Genomic DNA, 15,550 nt, shown 5'->3' with positions numbered 1-15,550 from the left:
ATTGAAATAAATATAAAAACATAAATAAAAATCTTTTTTGTAAAAGTTGGCACAACCTTTGCTTATCTCCTATTGACTAAATAATTAGTCAATAACACAAACTAGGAGATGACCCATGAAAACCACAATCACTTCAATCGTTGTTGCATCAGCTTTGTTATTTGGTTCAGCGCAAGCGCAAGAACAAGAACAACAAACCGACAGCAATCTCGAATCATATTTAACGCAAAGTATTTCTCAAGAAGTTAGTAATACGCGCAAACAAGTTAAAACTGAAAATCAACTTGAATTGATGCAGTACTTTGCTGAAGTAAAACTAGCTCTGAATCCATCGCGCATGTTGAATAACGTTGCCGAAGTTGCAGTTGAATTAATTTCTGGCAACGAGGAATAACAGCATGTGGATGCAATCCAGTTTACTTGTGGTAATGATGGCAGCACCAGTATTGGGTACCGTGGTTGCTGGTGCGGTCGTTATCGCCTCTACTGCGATGAGCGTCGACAAATCCAAGTGAATGCAACATAAACATGTGGTAGGCTGATTTTCACTGTTAATTCTTATAATAAGAGGAAGTTGTCGCGTGAATAAGCCACTTATGTTGGGGTTGGTTGGCGCCCTAAGTCTGACGGCTGCTGCTACTGCACAAGAGTACACAGCTAGTGAAAAGGCGCATGAAATTGCGCAGAAAAATTTAATCATTGATACGCATATCGATGTACCGTATCGCCTCAATAAAGCATGGGAAGATGTTACCCGTGCTACAGCAAACGGTGATTTTGATTACCCACGCGCAAAGCAAGGCGGACTGAATGTTCCGTTTATGTCGATTTATATTCCGGCACAGCTAGAGCAAACACCTGGAGCCAGTTATCAACTCGCACATCAGCTCATTGATAGCATGGAAGCCATTGCCTGGCGGGCGCCGGATAAGTTTGCAATGGCTTATAGTGTTGATCAAGTGATGCAGCAACAAGAGCGCGGCGTGATTTCAATCGCTCTTGGAATGGAAAATGGCTCACCGATAGAGGGTGATCTCAAGAATTTACACGAGTTTTATAACCGTGGTATTCGCTACATTACATTGGCGCATAGTCAATCGAATCATATATCTGACTCGTCGTACGATATTCGTCGTCAGTGGAACGGTTTAAGCCCGTTTGGTAAAGAGTTAGTGAAAGAGATGAATAATGTGGGTGTTATGGTTGATATTTCACATGTATCAGACGAAGCGTTCTGGCAAGCGGTGGAATTATCAAAAACGCCCGTTATTGCATCGCATTCATCGTTGCGTGCTTACACACCAGGATTTGAGCGCAACATGAGCGATGAGATGATCAAAGGCCTTGCGAAAAACGGTGGCGTGATCATGATTAACTTCGGGTCGTCGTTTGTTACGCAACAAGCGAACCGTTACGGTGATATCGTACGTAAGCAAATTGCGGCTATTAACGAACAGTACGGGGAAGGTAGTGAAGAAGCTGAGAAGCGAATTGCAGAAGTTCGTGCCAAAAATCCGTTCCCATTCGCAACGCTAGAAGAAGTGTTGGATCATATTGATCATGTTAAGAATCTAGTTGGCATTGATTTCATTGGTATTGGTTCAGACTATGACGGAGTTGGTGACTCGTTGCCGGTTGGATTGAAAGATGTGTCGACCTATCCAAACTTGGTTCAAGGCCTTCTTGATCGAGGCTACAGCGAGGAAGAAATTGAGAAGATTCTGTATAAGAACTTCGTTCGTGTTTGGCGCGAAGTAGAAACCTACGCCGCCAACCACTAATACCAGAAGCGCTATTAGCTGTTAGATATTCGATATTAGATCTTCAATTTCGAAATTTGGCTGATAGCGCAATTTCCTCGCATACAAACATGCACCTCAACCGCCCGAATATCTAATATCCAATAGCTAATATCATCCTTGCTTTTCCCCTGTAAAAGTGTATAATTCGCGGCCACAGTTGATGAACTCCTTGGAGCTCTCGTGAACTGTGTTAGGTTGCCACAGCAGTCCCGATAGGGGATTGAATGGATTTTTCGTTGAAAATACCACGCCCGGTATGCTGCCAGGGTGTCGGTTTTTTTCTGTGCTCTTTTTTAAATGCTCTTTAATTGAGGCTTTGATTTTTTATGGCTAATCAAAGAATTCGGATTCGCTTGAAAGCGTTCGATCATCGTCTGATTGACCAGTCGACTGCAGAAATCGTTGAGACTGCAAAACGCACTGGTGCTCAGGTACGTGGCCCAATCCCACTGCCTACACGCAAAGAACGTTTCACTGTGTTGATTTCTCCACACGTGAACAAAGATGCGCGTGACCAGTACGAGATCCGTACCCACAAGCGTTTGATCGACATCATGGACCCAACTGACAAGACTGTAGACGCGTTGATGCGTTTAGACCTTGCAGCGGGTGTTGATGTACAGATCAGCCTGGGCTAAGCGGGCAGTAATAGGATTACACACGAGAGGTTTTAACAATGGCTATTGGTCTAGTCGGTCGTAAAGTAGGAATGACTCGCGTCTTCCAAGAAGACGGCGCTTCTGTACCTGTTACTGTGATCGAAGTGACAGCAAACCGTGTGACTCAGGTGAAAACTGAGGAAACTGACGGTTACCGCGCGCTTCAAGTGACTGCAGGTACTAAAAAAGCAAACCGCGTTACAAAACCACTTGCTGGTCACTTCGCGAAAGCGGGTGTTGAAGCAGGTCGCGGTCTCTGGGAATTCCGCCTAGAGAACGGTGAAGGTGAAGATTATGCAGTGGGTTCTGAAATCACTGTAGAGATTTTTGCAGACACCAAAAAAGTAGACGTTACCGGTACCTCTAAAGGTAAAGGTTTCCAAGGTGCTGTTAAGCGCTGGAATTTCCGTACTCAGGACGCTACCCATGGTAACTCGTTGTCGCATCGTGCGCCGGGTTCTATCGGTCAAAACCAGTCTCCTGGTCGGGTATTCAAAGGCAAGAAGATGGCAGGTCAAATGGGTAACAAGCAAGTAACAGTACAAACGCTTGACGTTGTACGTGTTGACGCAGAACGTGGCTTGTTGCTGATTCGCGGTGCTGTCCCTGGTGCTATTGGTGGCGATGTAATCGTCAAGCCAGCAGTCAAGGCTAAGGCGTAACGTCTGAGGAGAATGGTGATGGAATTAACATTAAAAGACGCAAAAGGCGCTCTTGAAGTTTCCGAAGCTACCTTTGGACGTGAGTTCAACGAAGCTCTGATTCATCAGGTAGTCGTTGCTTATGCTGCGGGCGCTCGTCAGGGCACCAAAGCACAAAAGACGCGTTCTGAAGTATCTGGCGGTGGCAAAAAGCCATGGCGTCAGAAGGGTACTGGCCGCGCTCGCGCAGGTACTATCCGTAGCCCAATTTGGCGCTCTGGTGGTACTACGTTTGCAGCGAAACCACGCAGCCACGACCAAAAAGTAAACAAGAAAATGTACCGCGGTGCTATGAAAAGCATCTTGTCTGAACTTGTTCGTCAAGATCGTTTAATCGTGGTAGAGAAGTTTGGTGTTGAATCACCAAAAACTAAAGCATTAGCAGCTCAGCTTAAGTCTATGGATTTGAACGACGTTCTTATCGTGACTAAAGAAGTTGATGAGAACTTGTTCTTAGCAGCACGCAACTTGCATAAAGTTGACGTTCGCGACGTTCAAGGTCTTGACCCTGTAAGCTTGATTGCTTTTGAGAAAGTTTTGATGACTGCTGACGCAGTGAAGCAAATCGAGGAGGTATTATCATGATGCGCGAAGAACGTTTGCTGACTGTAATTCTGGCTCCTCACGTTTCTGAAAAGTCTACCGTGACTGCAGAAACTGCTAACACTGTCGTGTTCAAAGTAGCGAAAGACGCCACTAAACCACAAATTAAAGCAGCTGTTGAAAAGTTGTTTGAAGTTGAGGTTGATAGCGTTCGCACTGTGAACGTAAAAGGCAAAACCAAACGTACCGGCATGCGCTTCGGTAAGCGCAGCGACTGGAAAAAAGCGTATGTCACCCTGAAAGAAGGTGCGGACATCGACTTCGTCGGCGGCGCTGAGTAACAGGAGGAATTCACATGGCATTAGTTAAGTGTAAGCCTACGTCTCCAGGTCGTCGCCACGTAGTTAAAGTGGTTAACGAAGACCTGTACAAAGGTAAGCCTTACGCCCCGTTGTTGGATAAAAACAACAAGAAAGGCGGTCGTAACAATAATGGTCGTATTACTGTTCGTCACATTGGCGGTGGTCACAAGCATCACTACCGTATGGTCGACTTTAAACGCGACAAAGACGGTATCCCAGCGAAAGTTGAGCGTTTGGAATATGATCCAAACCGTTCAGCAAACATCGCTTTGGTTCTGTACGCAGACGGTGAACGTCGTTACATTCTTGCGCCAAAAGGCATGAAAGCTGGCGATCAAATCGTATCTGGTTCAGATGCACCGATTAAGAGCGGTAACGCACTTCCACTGCGCAATATCCCAGTGGGTTCAGTGATTCACGCTATTGAAATGAAGCCTGGTAAAGGTGCTCAGTTGGCTCGTTCAGCTGGTGCGTCAGTACAGCTTCTAGCTCGCGATGGCGCGTACGTAACTGTACGTTTGCGTTCTGGCGAAATGCGCCGCATCCAGTCGGATTGCCGTGCAACCATCGGTGAAGTAGGTAACGCAGAGCACATGCTGCGTCAATTGGGTAAAGCTGGTGCGCAGCGCTGGCGTGGTGTTCGTCCTACCGTTCGTGGTGTGGCGATGAACCCAGTTGATCACCCACACGGTGGTGGTGAAGGTCGTACTTCTGGTGGCCGTCATCCGGTTACTCCATGGGGTACTCCGACTAAGGGTTATAAGACCCGTAAGAACAAGCGTACTGATAAGTTCATCGTACGTCGTCGCAACAAATAAGAGTTGAGGATTAGACATGCCACGTTCTCTTAAAAAAGGTCCATTTATCGACCTTCACCTACTGAATAAGGTGGAGAAAGCGTTGGAAGCCGGGGATAAAAAGCCAATTAAAACTTGGTCCCGTCGTTCAATGATTATCCCAGATATGATCGGCTTAACTATCGCTGTTCATAACGGTCGCCAGCACGTACCAGTTTTCGTTTCTGACGAAATGATTGGTCACAAGCTTGGTGAATTCGCACCAACCCGCACTTATCGTGGCCACGCCGCTGATAAGAAAGCGAAGAAACGCTAAGGGAGACATAAGATGGAAGCTATTGCTATTCACAAGTTTGCCAAGCTTTCTGCGCAGAAGGGCCGTTTGGTAGCGGATCAGATTCGCGGTTTGCCAGTAGCGAAAGCGCTGGATATTTTGAACTACAGCCCTAAAGACGCAGCTGTGCTGCTGAAAAAGGTGTTGGAGTCAGCTATCGCGAATGCTGAACACAACGAAGGTGCCGACATCGACGAGTTAAAAGTTGCTAAAGTAATGGTAGACGAAGGTCCAACCATGAAACGCATCAAGCCTCGTGCGAAAGGTCGTGCTGATCGTATCTTTAAGCGTACCAGCCACATTACTGTGGTTGTATCAGATAGCTAGGAGATAAATTATGGGTCAGAAAGTACATCCTAATGGTATTCGCCTAGGTATCACCAAACCATGGAATTCAACCTGGTTCGCGAATACGAAAGATTTTGCTGATAACCTGCACAGCGATCACTTGGTTCGCAAGATGTTGAACAAAGAACTGGCTAACGCGTCAGTTTCACGTATCGTCATCGAGCGTCCAGCGAAGAGCATCCGCGTGACTATCCACACTGCACGTCCAGGTGTTGTGATTGGTAAGAAAGGCGAAGACGTTGAGAAGTTGCGTCAAGCAGTTTCTAAACTGACTGGTGTTCCTGCGCAAATCAACATCTCAGAAGTGCGCAAGCCTGAGCTTGACTCACAACTGGTTGCTGAAAACATCGCTGGCCAGCTAGAGCGTCGTGTAATGTTCCGTCGTGCTATGAAGCGCGCGGTACAAAACGCCATGCGTCTTGGCGCCAAAGGTATCAAAGTTGAAGTTAGCGGCCGTTTAGGCGGCGCGGAAATCGCACGTACCGAATGGTACCGCGAAGGTCGTGTTCCATTGCACACATTGCGTGCGGACATCGACTATTCAACCGCTGAAGCTAACACCACTTACGGTATCATTGGTATCAAAGTATGGATCTTCAAAGGCGAAGTTCTTGGCGGTATGCCAGTTGCTGAAGAAAAACCAGCAGCTCCAGCAAAACGCCCTAAAGGCCGTAAGTAAGGAGATACGATATGTTACAACCAAAGCGTACTAAATTCCGTAAGGTACACAAAGGCCGTAACCGCGGTCTGGCGCAAGCAGGTAACAAAGTTAGCTTCGGTACTTTCGGTTTGAAATCGGTTGAGCGTGGTCGTATGACTGCTCGCCAAATCGAAGCGGCTCGTCGTGCCATGACGCGTCACGTGAAACGTCAAGGTAAAATTTGGATCCGCGTGTTCCCTGACAAGCCAATCACTCAGAAGCCTCTTGAAGTGCGTATGGGTAAAGGTAAAGGTAGCGTGGAATACTGGGTAGCTCAAATTCAGCCAGGTCGTGTCCTGTATGAAATGGACGGTGTTTCGGAAGAGTTGGCGCGTGAAGCGTTTGACCTTGCGGCACGTAAGCTGCCATTCAAAACCACCTTTGTGACTCGGACGGTGATGTAATGAAAGCGAACGAACTGAAAGAAAAAACCGTTGAGCAGCTGAACGAAGAGTTGTTAGGTTTGCGTCGTGAGCAGTTTAACCTGCGCATGCAAGCAGCCACTGGTCAGCTGAATCAAACTCACATGTTGAAGCAAGTGCGTCGTGATATCGCACGTGTGAAAACTATCTTGAATCAGAAGGCAGGTGCGTAATGGCTGAAGAAAAACGTGTTCGTACTCTGCAAGGTCGTGTTACTAGTGACAAGATGGACAAGTCTATCACTGTTGCGGTAACCCGCCGTGTAAAACACCCGGTATATGGTAAGTACATTACCCGTACCACTAAGTTACACGCACACGACGAGAACAACGAGTGTAAAGCTGGCGATACCGTGATTATTCGCGAAACTCGTCCAGTATCTAAGACCAAGTCTTGGGCACTTGTTGAGATTGTAGAGCGCGCTGAAGTAATCTAATCGATTACAGACTAACGTGAATGCGAAACGGCTACCCTCGGGTAGCCGTTTTTTTATTTGCACAGGAAATCTGCCTAAACACCGCTATACTAACTACAAGTTTTTCAATTCAAGCAAGGACATAGAATGAATGATACTAACGCTCCTGCAAAACTAAACCCACCCGTTTTCTATAGTGCCGCTGGCCTTATCATCCTTATATTATTGTTCGCAGCAGTCGTTCCCGAAACCGCCGATGCAGTTTTTCAATCTGTTCAGGCTGCTATCATAGAGAATGGTAGTTGGTTTTACGTATTAGCTGTCGCAATCATATTAATCAGCGTGCTCTATCTTGGGTTTTCCAAAATGGGGGCGATTAAGTTAGGTCCCGACCACTCAGCACCTGATTACTCCAAGATAAGTTGGTTTTCGATGCTATTCTCTGCCGGTATGGGTATTGGTCTCATGTTTTTCGGTGTGGCCGAACCAGTCATGCACTTTTTGGCCCCTCCCGTTGCAGAAGCCGGTAGTGTCGAAGCCGCACGCGAAGCCATGAAAATTACATTCTTTCATTGGGGACTTCACGCATGGGCCATTTATGCCATTGTAGCTCTCATTCTTGCCTTTTTTGCATACCGCCACGGCTTACCGTTAACGCTACGTTCAGCCTTATATCCGTTAATTGGTGATAAAATTTACGGCCCGATTGGCCACATTGTTGATGTGTTTGCGGTAATTGGTACGGTGTTCGGAGTCGCGACATCGTTAGGGTATGGTGTAACTCAGATTAATGCTGGTATTAATTACCTTTTCGACATTCCAGTCTCTGACACAGTTCAAGTTATTCTGATTATCGGTGTGACTCTGCTGGCGGTAATTTCAGTGACTACTGGTTTAGATAAAGGCATCCGTCGGTTATCTGAGCTCAATATGATTTTGGCTGTATTGTTGTTGGTATTCGTATTGTTACTTGGGCCAACGGTCTTTTTATTACAAGCGTTTGTCCAGAATACAGGGTCATATGTCTCTGAATTGGTGAATAACACCTTTAACTTATTCGCCTACGAGAAAACCGACTGGATAGGCGGTTGGACCGTGTTCTATTGGGGTTGGTGGTTGAGTTGGGCGCCGTTTGTTGGTCTCTTTATTGCGCGCGTATCACGCGGCCGTACGATTCGCGAGTTTGTACTTGGCGTGTTGTTGGTGCCAGCTGGCTTTACTTTGATGTGGATGACTTTTTTTGGTAACTCAGCGATTGATATGATTCTGAACAAGGGCGTGACATCGCTTGGTGAGATGGTCGAAAATGATGTTTCCATCGCCCTGTTCGCGTTTCTTGAGCAATTCCCATGGAGTGGCTTTTTAAGCTTGGTTGCGACGCTAATGGTCGTGGTGTTTTTCGTCACATCATCCGATTCAGGCTCAATGGTCGTCGATATGTTGTGCTCCAATGGCCGAGATGACACGCCGGCATGGCAGCGTATTTTCTGGGCCAGTGGTGAAGGGATTGTAGCCATCATTTTACTACTAGCTGGTGGCTTGGGCGCGCTACAAACCATGACCATAGCGAGTGCGTTACCGTTTACGATTATTCTTCTGATTGCAACGTATGGATTGATCCGTGCCTTGCGCGTTGACGTTCATAAGAAAGAAACGTTGCAAAATAATTACTTAACAGCATCGTCGCAAAGCAATAAAAATTGGCGTGAGCGACTGCATAATATTATTGATTTTCCGAGTAAATCCGTTGGTCAGCGTTTCTTGTTGCAAGTTGTTGAGCCTGCCTTTAAAGATGTTGCAGAAGAAATGGAAGCGAGTGGGTTAACGGTTACATTGCAGGTTGAAGACAAGAATCTTAAGACTTTCCGTGTTGTTCACGGTGATGAAATTGATTTCATTTATCAAGTGGAGCTCGCCTCTCATATTCAACCAGCGTTTATCTATGCCGAAGGCGAGCAGGAAGACGCACCAGAGGAACAGAAGTATTATCGTGCCGAAGTTCATTTGCGTGAGGGTGGACAAGATTACGATATTCTCGGTTGGTCACGCGATGCTGTGATTGGTGACATCATTGATCACTACCACAAACACATGCACTTTTTGCATGTACTGCGTTAAGGAACAGACGATGAAATTAAAACTGTTAACGGTAGCTATCGCTACTTTAATCGCTGCACCAAGTGCTTTTGCTCAATCAACTGAGTTAACAAGTGCTGAGGAATTACAGCAATTGCTTGAGCAAATCGAACAGTTAAAACAGCGCGTCGTTGATTTAGAGCAGCGTGTTGCTGCACAACAACAAGAGCAGCAAACTTCTGTAGAAGATGTAGCGCCACGTCGGCAGGTGAAAAATTCAGCCTTAGCGGCGCGCGTGGAACGCTTAGAAGAAGATGTGCAAGAAGCTCAAAATGCGCCGATTCGTGTTGGCGGGGCGGTGCGGGCCCAATACGTGTGGGAGGATTACAATGATCCGCTAAAAGATCGGGGCGGTGATTTCGATTTTGACTTAGTGCGCATTGATTTTGGCGGCGAAATTGGTGATGTCATTCTTTCCGCGCAATATCGCTGGTTCCAGTATATGGATGTGGTGCATCACGCTTGGGTTGGTTATAACTTCAGCGAGAACTGGCAGGGACAATTGGGTGTCACGAAAGTCCCATTTGGTAACACGCCATACAATTCAAACAGTTACTTTTTTAGTTCGAACTTTTATGTCGGCTTAGAAGATGACCATGATATCGGTGCAAAAATGCGCTATCGCGATGCCGACTGGGATTTCGATGTTGCATTCTTCAAATCCGATGAACTCGGCGGTGCGGATGGCCTTGCCACAAATAAATCTGATCGTTATGCCTACGATGCGGTCGGTATTCGCTTTGCCGATGAAGGGTTGTATGCAGAGCCTAATGCACTTGCTGCTGAAACCAATAGTTGGGCTTTTCGCGGTGTACGTAAATGGTCGTTTGACGACATTCGTTCAGCTGAGTTTGGCGCATCCGTGCAGTGGGGCGATATGAACGATGGCGTCGATAATGTCGGTGAGCGCAATGCTTGGGCAGTTCATGGCTTATACACTTACGATCGCTGGACATTTATGGGGCAAGTTACTCAATACGACTATGATATGGATATGGCGAATACCGGTATTGTTGTTGGCGCCTACAACTATTTTGACACTATTCCCACGAAAGCCACTTTATACTCGGCAAACATCGCATACAGTCTTCCAGTAAAATGGGGGCCGGTTACTAATTTAACATTCTATAATGACTTTAGTTTAATGACCGACAAGCGGTTTTATTCTGAAGATACGCTAATGAACGTGCTGGGGGTTGCGGTTTCAGCCGGTGGCTTGTACACCTACTTTGATCTTGTTACCGCGCGCAATCAACCATTTGTGGGCGGCTCAATGAGTGGCAATGCAACAGACACCAATACCCGTTTCAACATCAATATAGGCTATTATTTTTAAGTAAAAATGAGTACAGTGACCTTATTCAAACAGTTGTTTAAGTTGAGGTCACTGTGACTACCAAATATCAGCATTTATTCCAGCCTTTAGATCTAGGCTTTACGCAACTCAAGAACCGCGTGCTAATGGGCTCGATGCACACCGGGCTTGAAGAAGAGAAAAATGGCTTTGATAAACTTGCCGCCTTTTATGCAGAGCGCGCAAAGGGCGGTGTTGGTCTAATTGTAACCGGTGGTATTAGTCCCAACTTCCGCGGACGAGTCAGTCCTTTTGGCAGTGAGCTGAGTAAACCTTGGCATGTCGCCAAACATCGCAAGGTGACAGAAGCCGTTCACGCAGAAGGCGGTAAGATTTGTATGCAAATCTTACATACCGGTCGTTATGCGTATCATCCTTTTTCGGTTGCACCGAGCAAAATCAAAGCGCCAATCAATCCGTTCGCACCGAAAGCAATGAGTGAACGCCAAATTCAGACGACCATTCGACATTTCGCGCGTGCAGCGAAACTGGCACAGAAGGCGGGTTACGATGGCGTTGAGGTGATGGGTTCTGAAGGGTATTTGATTAACCAATTTATTTGTCCACGAACCAACAAACGCAACGATCGTTGGGGCGGTTCGTTTGAAAATCGTAGTCGCTTAGCCATCGAAATCATCAAAGCAATTCGAGCGGCTGTCGGAAAAGAATTTATTATTGTGTATCGCCTCTCAATGCTCGACCTCGTGCCAGACGGTAATACCTATGAAGAGGTTATCGAGCTTGGTAAAGCTGTTGAAAAGGCGGGGGTGACCATCATTAATAGTGGTATTGGCTGGCATGAAGCCCGGGTACCTACCATCGTCACATCAGTTCCACGCGGAGCGTTTAGCTGGATAACTGCGAAGGTTCGACAAGAATTATCAATTCCTGTCGTTGCCGTTAACCGTATTAACACACCAGAGGTGGCTGAGAAAATTTTAGCTGATGGCGAAGCTGATATGGTGTCGATGGCGCGTCCATTGCTTGCTGATGCGCGTTTTGTCGCAAAAGCGAGCCGCGACCAAGCAGACAAAATCAATACCTGTATCGCCTGTAACCAAGCCTGTCTAGACCATGTATTTGAGAACAAGCGCGCCAGTTGTTTGGTTAATCCGCAAGCGTGCTACGAGAGTGAGTTAGTATTTACTCCAGTAGCCGCAGCTAAACGCATTGCTGTTGTTGGTGCTGGGCCTGCGGGGCTTGAATTTGCCTGTCGCGCTGCCGAGCGTGGTCATTATGTTGATTTATTTGATGGTGCGGGCGATATCGGCGGGCAGTTTAATTATGCTAAGCAGATTCCGGGTAAGGAAGAGTTTCATGAAACTATCCGGTACTTTAAAAATCGCCTTGTCGATGCCGGCGTCAATGTTCACTTGAATTCGCGCCAAACAGCAGAAAGCTTAAGCTCTGGTGGCTATGATGAAGTGGTACTTGCGACCGGTGTTGTGCCAAGACAGTTAGATATTCCAGGAATTGATGGGCCGAACGTACTTGGCTATCTTGATGTGTTGCGTGATCATAAACCAGTTGGCCACAAAGTTGCGCTTATCGGTGCCGGTGGTATCGGTTTTGACGTGGCTGAATATCTCACAACTGAGCATTCGCCGACGTTAAATGTCCAAGACTGGTCACAAGTTTGGGGAGTTGATGAAAGCTATCAACATCGCGGTGGATTAATGCCTCCAGCCGCGGAACATAGCCCTCGTGAGGTTTGGTTATTGCAGCGCAAAACTTCAAAAGTTGGTGCTGGTTTGGGTAAAACATCAGGTTGGGTGCACCGCGCAACATTGAAGAAAAAAGGTGTGGAAATGGTGGCTGGCGTTACTTACCAAAAAGTAACTGACGAAGGATTATGGATTGAAGTGGACGGTAAGGAACAATTGCTAGCGGTAGATACTGTTGTTATTTGCGCTGGCCAACTTCCACAACGTGAGTTACATCAAGCCCTACAAGACAAAGGCGTCACAGTTCATCTCATTGGTGGTGCTGATGTAGCTGCTGAACTTGATGCCAAGCGCGCTATACGACAAGGAGCTGAGCTTGCAGCCAGCATCTGATGCCGTAACACGCTACGACTTGCATTGTCATAGCTATTATTCCGATGGCGCGTTAAGTCCAGCGGACTTAATACAGCGAGCCTGTGAGCAGGGCGTCACTCATCTCGCGTTAACTGATCATGACTCTGTTGATGGTGTGAGTGAAGCGCAAGCTTTCATTGAGCAACATCGGTTGCCGATTGAGCTCATTGTTGGCACCGAAATTACCTGTTCATGGGAAGGCTTCGAAATTCATCTGGTAGCATTAAACTTTAACGCCGACGCATCCAGCATGAAGGAATTACTCATGCAACAACAGCAATGTCGGCGCGACCGTTATCAAGCGATGGTGGCAAAGTTGCACAAAGCGGGTATTGATGTGCAACCACCGATGGCACAGGCGATGACGATGCCTACGCGCAAACATTTGGCCGATGCATTAGTTGACGGTGGCTGGGTTTGTTCCTTCGAAACCGCATTTCGCCGTTATTTGGGCAAAGGACAGCAAGCGTATGTTGCAACCCAGTGGGTGACTTTAGCTGATGCCGTCACCGCTGTGGCAGCCGCCGGTGGCGTGACAGTGATTGCGCATCCACATGCTTATCAACTGAGTAATAAATGGTTACGACGATTGTTAACTCATGCCAAGGATGTTGGCGTAACCGGCGTTGAAGTTGCCATTGGCACACAATCACCAGGACAGCGAGAAGCTTTGGCAACGTTTGCTGAGGAGATTGGTTTGGCAGCCTCCGTTGGATCCGATTTTCATTACCCCGCACGATGGCGTGAACTAGGTAAAAATCTTTGTTTACCAGAGCGCTGTGTGCCAATATGGACGCTATGGTAAACAATATAATTAGGCTGTGTTAAAGCCACTGCCATGAGACGAATTTACTTATTATGAGCCAATACCTTAGTGTACATCCAGAAAACCCACAGAAGCGCTTGATGCAACAAGCCGCTGAAATTATTTTGCAGGGTGGCGTGGTGGTTTACCCAACCGATTCAGGTTATGCCATAGGTTGCCGTATTGGTGACAAAAACGCCATGGAACGCATTTGTCGTATTCGAAATATTGATAAAGACCACCATTTCACACTGATGTGCCGTGATTTATCAGAGCTCTCTACGTATGCACGTGTTGATAACCAAGCGTTTCGGTTGCTTAAAAACAACACGCCGGGAGCTTATACTTTTATTTTAAAAGGTACCAAAGAAGTCCCGAAACGTCTGCTGAATCCCAAACGAAAAACGATCGGTATTCGGGTGTCGGATGACCCCATAGTTATGGCATTACTTGAAGCCTTGGGTGAACCATTAATGTCGACCAGTTTAATTCTCGACGATAATGAGTTTGCTGAGTCTGATCCTTATGAGATTCGCGATAGATTAGACCAACAAGTCGAGCTGATTATTGATGGTGAGCATCGTGGTGAAGAGCCAACTACAGTGATTGACTTAGCCGACGATGTGGTCAAAGTAGTACGAGAAGGTGCTGGCGATATTTCGCCCTTTGCGGATTTATAAGCGGCGATGAGTAACGCTGACTTAACTACCGCACAACAACAATCATTACCGCTCGGTTTCGTTCGCGGTGAGCCTGTCATTGAGAAGCCAGAAGACCTATATATTCCTCCAGACGCGCTGGAATTAATTCTCGAGAGCTTCTCGGGTCCGATGGACTTGCTGTTATATCTAATTCGCCGCCAAAAGCTCGACATTGTTGATCTTCCAATACTGCCAATTACCAAGCAGTACATGGAATATGTCGACATGATGAAGGACTTAAAACTTGAGTTGGCTGCTGATTATTTGGTGATGGCAGCGATGCTTGCTGAAATTAAAAGCCGTATGTTGTTACCACGCCCACCAAGCGAAGATGAAGATGAACACGACCCTCGTGCTGAATTGGTTCGACGATTACAAGAATACGAAGCCATACGCCAAGGTGCCGAGCACCTTGACGGTTTACCGCAAACCGGCCGTGACAACTTTGTGGCACACGCACAAACCGATGCTCACGAACTGATTGAACAACAGTTACCCGATGTGACGCTGGTTGAACTGGCCGTCGCTTTTAGCCATGCACTAGCTCAAGCTAAATTGCAAAATCATCATCAAGTGCAACGTGAAAAACTGTCAACTCGCGAACGCATGAGCCGAATCTTGGATTTATTGCAGACGAAAAAGCGTCTGCGGTTAAGCGATATATTCGAGCCGCAAGAAGGGCGAGCTGGCGTTGTTGTTAGTTTTCTCGCTATTCTGGAGCTTGTAAAAGAAGCTTTAGTTGAAGTTATTCAGGTTGATGCGTTTAGCGAAATTCACGTGACAAATCGAGAGCAAATTTATGCAGATTCAACAACTTAAGCAGGCCGTTGAAGCGTTACTCTTTGTTGCCGAAGCACCACTTAGCGAGCAGCAACTGGCGGAGCATTTTGACTCGGAAAATGTGACAAAAAAGCAGCTCAAAGAAGTTTTGCGCGAGTTGCAAAGTGATTACCAAGAGCGCGGCGTTCAACTTATTTCAGTTGCATCTGGTTATAGATTTCAGACGCGCGCAGAATTGGGTGGTATAATAAGCCGTTTATGGCAAGAGAAGCCGCCGCGTTATTCACAGGCTCTATTAGAAACACTCGCATTGATCGCTTATCGTCAACCAATAACTCGGGGTGACATTGAAGAAATTCGCGGTGTGAGTGTCAGTTCAAACATTATGAAAACCTTGCAAGAGCGCGGTTGGATTAAAGTAGTTGGACATCGCGAAGTACCTGGTCGGCCGCAGCTTTATGCCACAACCAATGAATTTCTGGACTATTTTAGTTTAAACGATTTATCTGAATTACCTGCAATTCCGGAACCTCCAGAGCGAGGCAGTCAAGCCGGGCAGACCGCTCAGATTAAACTTGAGATAACCGCTGAGACAGCGACAAATACAGAGTAA

General features: G+C 46.7%; 20 protein-coding genes. All 20 read left to right on the top strand.

Going from position 1 to position 15,550, the window contains the following annotated elements:
* The first annotated feature begins 115 nt into the window (after positions 1–115).
* The 20 genes from CWI82_RS08215 (at position 116) to scpB (ending at position 15,550) form a co-directional block, all read left to right on the top strand.
* Positions 116–394, top strand: coding sequence for a hypothetical protein (locus tag CWI82_RS08215; RefSeq protein ID WP_092854195.1), 279 nt, complete (start codon positions 116–118; stop codon positions 392–394).
* Positions 395–596: 202 nt separating this feature from the next.
* Positions 597–1,781, top strand: coding sequence for a dipeptidase (locus CWI82_RS08210; RefSeq protein ID WP_092856794.1), 1,185 nt, complete (start codon positions 597–599; stop codon positions 1,779–1,781).
* Positions 1,782–2,128: 347 nt separating this feature from the next.
* Complete coding sequence (gene rpsJ, locus CWI82_RS08205; protein ID WP_008488677.1) at positions 2,129–2,440, top strand: 30S ribosomal protein S10; 312 nt, start codon at positions 2,129–2,131, stop codon at positions 2,438–2,440.
* A 38-nt stretch (positions 2,441–2,478) separates the two neighbouring features.
* Entirely contained in the window at positions 2,479–3,123 is a 645-nt protein-coding gene (rplC, locus tag CWI82_RS08200; protein ID WP_092854197.1) for a 50S ribosomal protein L3, read from the top strand.
* Positions 3,124–3,141: 18 nt separating this feature from the next.
* On the top strand, positions 3,142–3,747 hold the full coding sequence (rplD, locus tag CWI82_RS08195) for a 50S ribosomal protein L4 (protein ID WP_092854199.1): 606 nt from the start codon (positions 3,142–3,144) through the stop codon (positions 3,745–3,747).
* Positions 3,744–4,046, top strand: a complete 303-nt coding sequence (gene rplW, locus CWI82_RS08190) for a 50S ribosomal protein L23 (protein WP_092591572.1) — start codon at positions 3,744–3,746, stop codon at positions 4,044–4,046. The genes rplD and rplW overlap by 4 nt, the downstream gene beginning before the upstream one ends.
* Positions 4,047–4,060: 14 nt before the next feature.
* Positions 4,061–4,885: a 50S ribosomal protein L2 gene (gene rplB, locus CWI82_RS08185; RefSeq protein WP_092854201.1), complete on the top strand. Its 825-nt coding sequence runs from the start codon at positions 4,061–4,063 to the stop codon at positions 4,883–4,885.
* Positions 4,886–4,901: 16 nt separating this feature from the next.
* On the top strand, positions 4,902–5,180 hold the full coding sequence (gene rpsS / locus CWI82_RS08180; RefSeq protein WP_026860408.1) for a 30S ribosomal protein S19: 279 nt from the start codon (positions 4,902–4,904) through the stop codon (positions 5,178–5,180).
* A gap of 12 nt (positions 5,181–5,192) precedes the next feature.
* The gene (rplV, locus tag CWI82_RS08175; RefSeq protein WP_055438606.1) at positions 5,193–5,525 is read left to right on the top strand and encodes a 50S ribosomal protein L22; all 333 of its coding nucleotides are present in this window, start codon (positions 5,193–5,195) and stop codon (positions 5,523–5,525) included.
* 10 nt (positions 5,526–5,535) lie between these two features.
* Positions 5,536–6,225, top strand: coding sequence for a 30S ribosomal protein S3 (gene rpsC / locus CWI82_RS08170; RefSeq protein WP_092854203.1), 690 nt, complete (start codon positions 5,536–5,538; stop codon positions 6,223–6,225).
* Between the two features lie 11 nt (positions 6,226–6,236).
* Entirely contained in the window at positions 6,237–6,650 is a 414-nt protein-coding gene (gene rplP / locus CWI82_RS08165; RefSeq protein ID WP_092854205.1) for a 50S ribosomal protein L16, read from the top strand.
* Positions 6,650–6,841, top strand: a complete 192-nt coding sequence (gene rpmC / locus CWI82_RS08160) for a 50S ribosomal protein L29 (RefSeq protein ID WP_055438609.1) — start codon at positions 6,650–6,652, stop codon at positions 6,839–6,841. Before rplP ends, rpmC begins: the two co-directional genes overlap by 1 nt.
* Complete coding sequence (gene rpsQ, locus CWI82_RS08155; protein ID WP_092854207.1) at positions 6,841–7,104, top strand: 30S ribosomal protein S17; 264 nt, start codon at positions 6,841–6,843, stop codon at positions 7,102–7,104. Before rpmC ends, rpsQ begins: the two co-directional genes overlap by 1 nt.
* Before the next feature lie 126 nt (positions 7,105–7,230).
* Positions 7,231–9,201 (top strand): BCCT family transporter, encoded by a 1,971-nt coding sequence (locus CWI82_RS08150; protein WP_130203137.1) that lies wholly within the window; start codon positions 7,231–7,233, stop codon positions 9,199–9,201.
* Positions 9,202–9,211: 10 nt separating this feature from the next.
* Positions 9,212–10,555 (top strand): tropomyosin, encoded by a 1,344-nt coding sequence (locus CWI82_RS08145; RefSeq protein ID WP_130203136.1) that lies wholly within the window; start codon positions 9,212–9,214, stop codon positions 10,553–10,555.
* Positions 10,556–10,608: 53 nt separating this feature from the next.
* Positions 10,609–12,630: an NADPH-dependent 2,4-dienoyl-CoA reductase gene (locus CWI82_RS08140; RefSeq protein WP_130203135.1), complete on the top strand. Its 2,022-nt coding sequence runs from the start codon at positions 10,609–10,611 to the stop codon at positions 12,628–12,630.
* Positions 12,614–13,456: a PHP domain-containing protein gene (locus tag CWI82_RS08135; RefSeq protein ID WP_233340216.1), complete on the top strand. Its 843-nt coding sequence runs from the start codon at positions 12,614–12,616 to the stop codon at positions 13,454–13,456. Before CWI82_RS08140 ends, CWI82_RS08135 begins: the two co-directional genes overlap by 17 nt.
* A 53-nt stretch (positions 13,457–13,509) precedes the next feature.
* Positions 13,510–14,136, top strand: a complete 627-nt coding sequence (locus CWI82_RS08130; RefSeq protein ID WP_130203134.1) for an L-threonylcarbamoyladenylate synthase — start codon at positions 13,510–13,512, stop codon at positions 14,134–14,136.
* 6 nt (positions 14,137–14,142) lie between these two features.
* Positions 14,143–14,976: a segregation and condensation protein A gene (locus CWI82_RS08125; RefSeq protein WP_130203133.1), complete on the top strand. Its 834-nt coding sequence runs from the start codon at positions 14,143–14,145 to the stop codon at positions 14,974–14,976.
* Positions 14,957–15,550, top strand: coding sequence for an SMC-Scp complex subunit ScpB (scpB, locus tag CWI82_RS08120; protein ID WP_130203132.1), 594 nt, complete (start codon positions 14,957–14,959; stop codon positions 15,548–15,550). Before CWI82_RS08125 ends, scpB begins: the two co-directional genes overlap by 20 nt.

The sequence above is a fragment of the Pseudidiomarina tainanensis genome (genome assembly GCF_004214835.1).
GTDB classification, from domain to species: Bacteria; Pseudomonadota; Gammaproteobacteria; order Enterobacterales; family Alteromonadaceae; genus Pseudidiomarina; species Pseudidiomarina tainanensis.
This window is presented reverse-complemented; position numbering and strand designations above follow the sequence as displayed.

Bases quoted from the DNA above. Each gene is read 5' to 3' on its own strand.
- rplP (WP_092854205.1), top strand. From the start codon at position 6,237: ATGTTACAACCAAAGCGTACTAAATTCCGTAAGGTACACAAAGGCCGT.
- rpsS (WP_026860408.1), top strand. From the start codon at position 4,902: ATGCCACGTTCTCTTAAAAAAGGTCCATTTATCGACCTTCACCTACTG.
- rplV (WP_055438606.1), top strand. From the start codon at position 5,193: ATGGAAGCTATTGCTATTCACAAGTTTGCCAAGCTTTCTGCGCAGAAG.
- rpmC (WP_055438609.1), top strand. From the start codon at position 6,650: ATGAAAGCGAACGAACTGAAAGAAAAAACCGTTGAGCAGCTGAACGAA.
- rplC (WP_092854197.1), top strand. From the start codon at position 2,479: ATGGCTATTGGTCTAGTCGGTCGTAAAGTAGGAATGACTCGCGTCTTC.
- rpsJ (WP_008488677.1), top strand. From the start codon at position 2,129: ATGGCTAATCAAAGAATTCGGATTCGCTTGAAAGCGTTCGATCATCGT.
- CWI82_RS08130 (WP_130203134.1), top strand. From the start codon at position 13,510: ATGAGCCAATACCTTAGTGTACATCCAGAAAACCCACAGAAGCGCTTG.
- rplB (WP_092854201.1), top strand. From the start codon at position 4,061: ATGGCATTAGTTAAGTGTAAGCCTACGTCTCCAGGTCGTCGCCACGTA.
- CWI82_RS08125 (WP_130203133.1), top strand. From the start codon at position 14,143: ATGAGTAACGCTGACTTAACTACCGCACAACAACAATCATTACCGCTC.
- rplD (WP_092854199.1), top strand. From the start codon at position 3,142: ATGGAATTAACATTAAAAGACGCAAAAGGCGCTCTTGAAGTTTCCGAA.
- rplW (WP_092591572.1), top strand. From the start codon at position 3,744: ATGATGCGCGAAGAACGTTTGCTGACTGTAATTCTGGCTCCTCACGTT.
- scpB (WP_130203132.1), top strand. From the start codon at position 14,957: ATGCAGATTCAACAACTTAAGCAGGCCGTTGAAGCGTTACTCTTTGTT.
- rpsC (WP_092854203.1), top strand. From the start codon at position 5,536: ATGGGTCAGAAAGTACATCCTAATGGTATTCGCCTAGGTATCACCAAA.
- CWI82_RS08145 (WP_130203136.1), top strand. From the start codon at position 9,212: ATGAAATTAAAACTGTTAACGGTAGCTATCGCTACTTTAATCGCTGCA.
- CWI82_RS08210 (WP_092856794.1), top strand. From the start codon at position 597: ATGTTGGGGTTGGTTGGCGCCCTAAGTCTGACGGCTGCTGCTACTGCA.
- CWI82_RS08215 (WP_092854195.1), top strand. From the start codon at position 116: ATGAAAACCACAATCACTTCAATCGTTGTTGCATCAGCTTTGTTATTT.
- CWI82_RS08150 (WP_130203137.1), top strand. From the start codon at position 7,231: ATGAATGATACTAACGCTCCTGCAAAACTAAACCCACCCGTTTTCTAT.
- rpsQ (WP_092854207.1), top strand. From the start codon at position 6,841: ATGGCTGAAGAAAAACGTGTTCGTACTCTGCAAGGTCGTGTTACTAGT.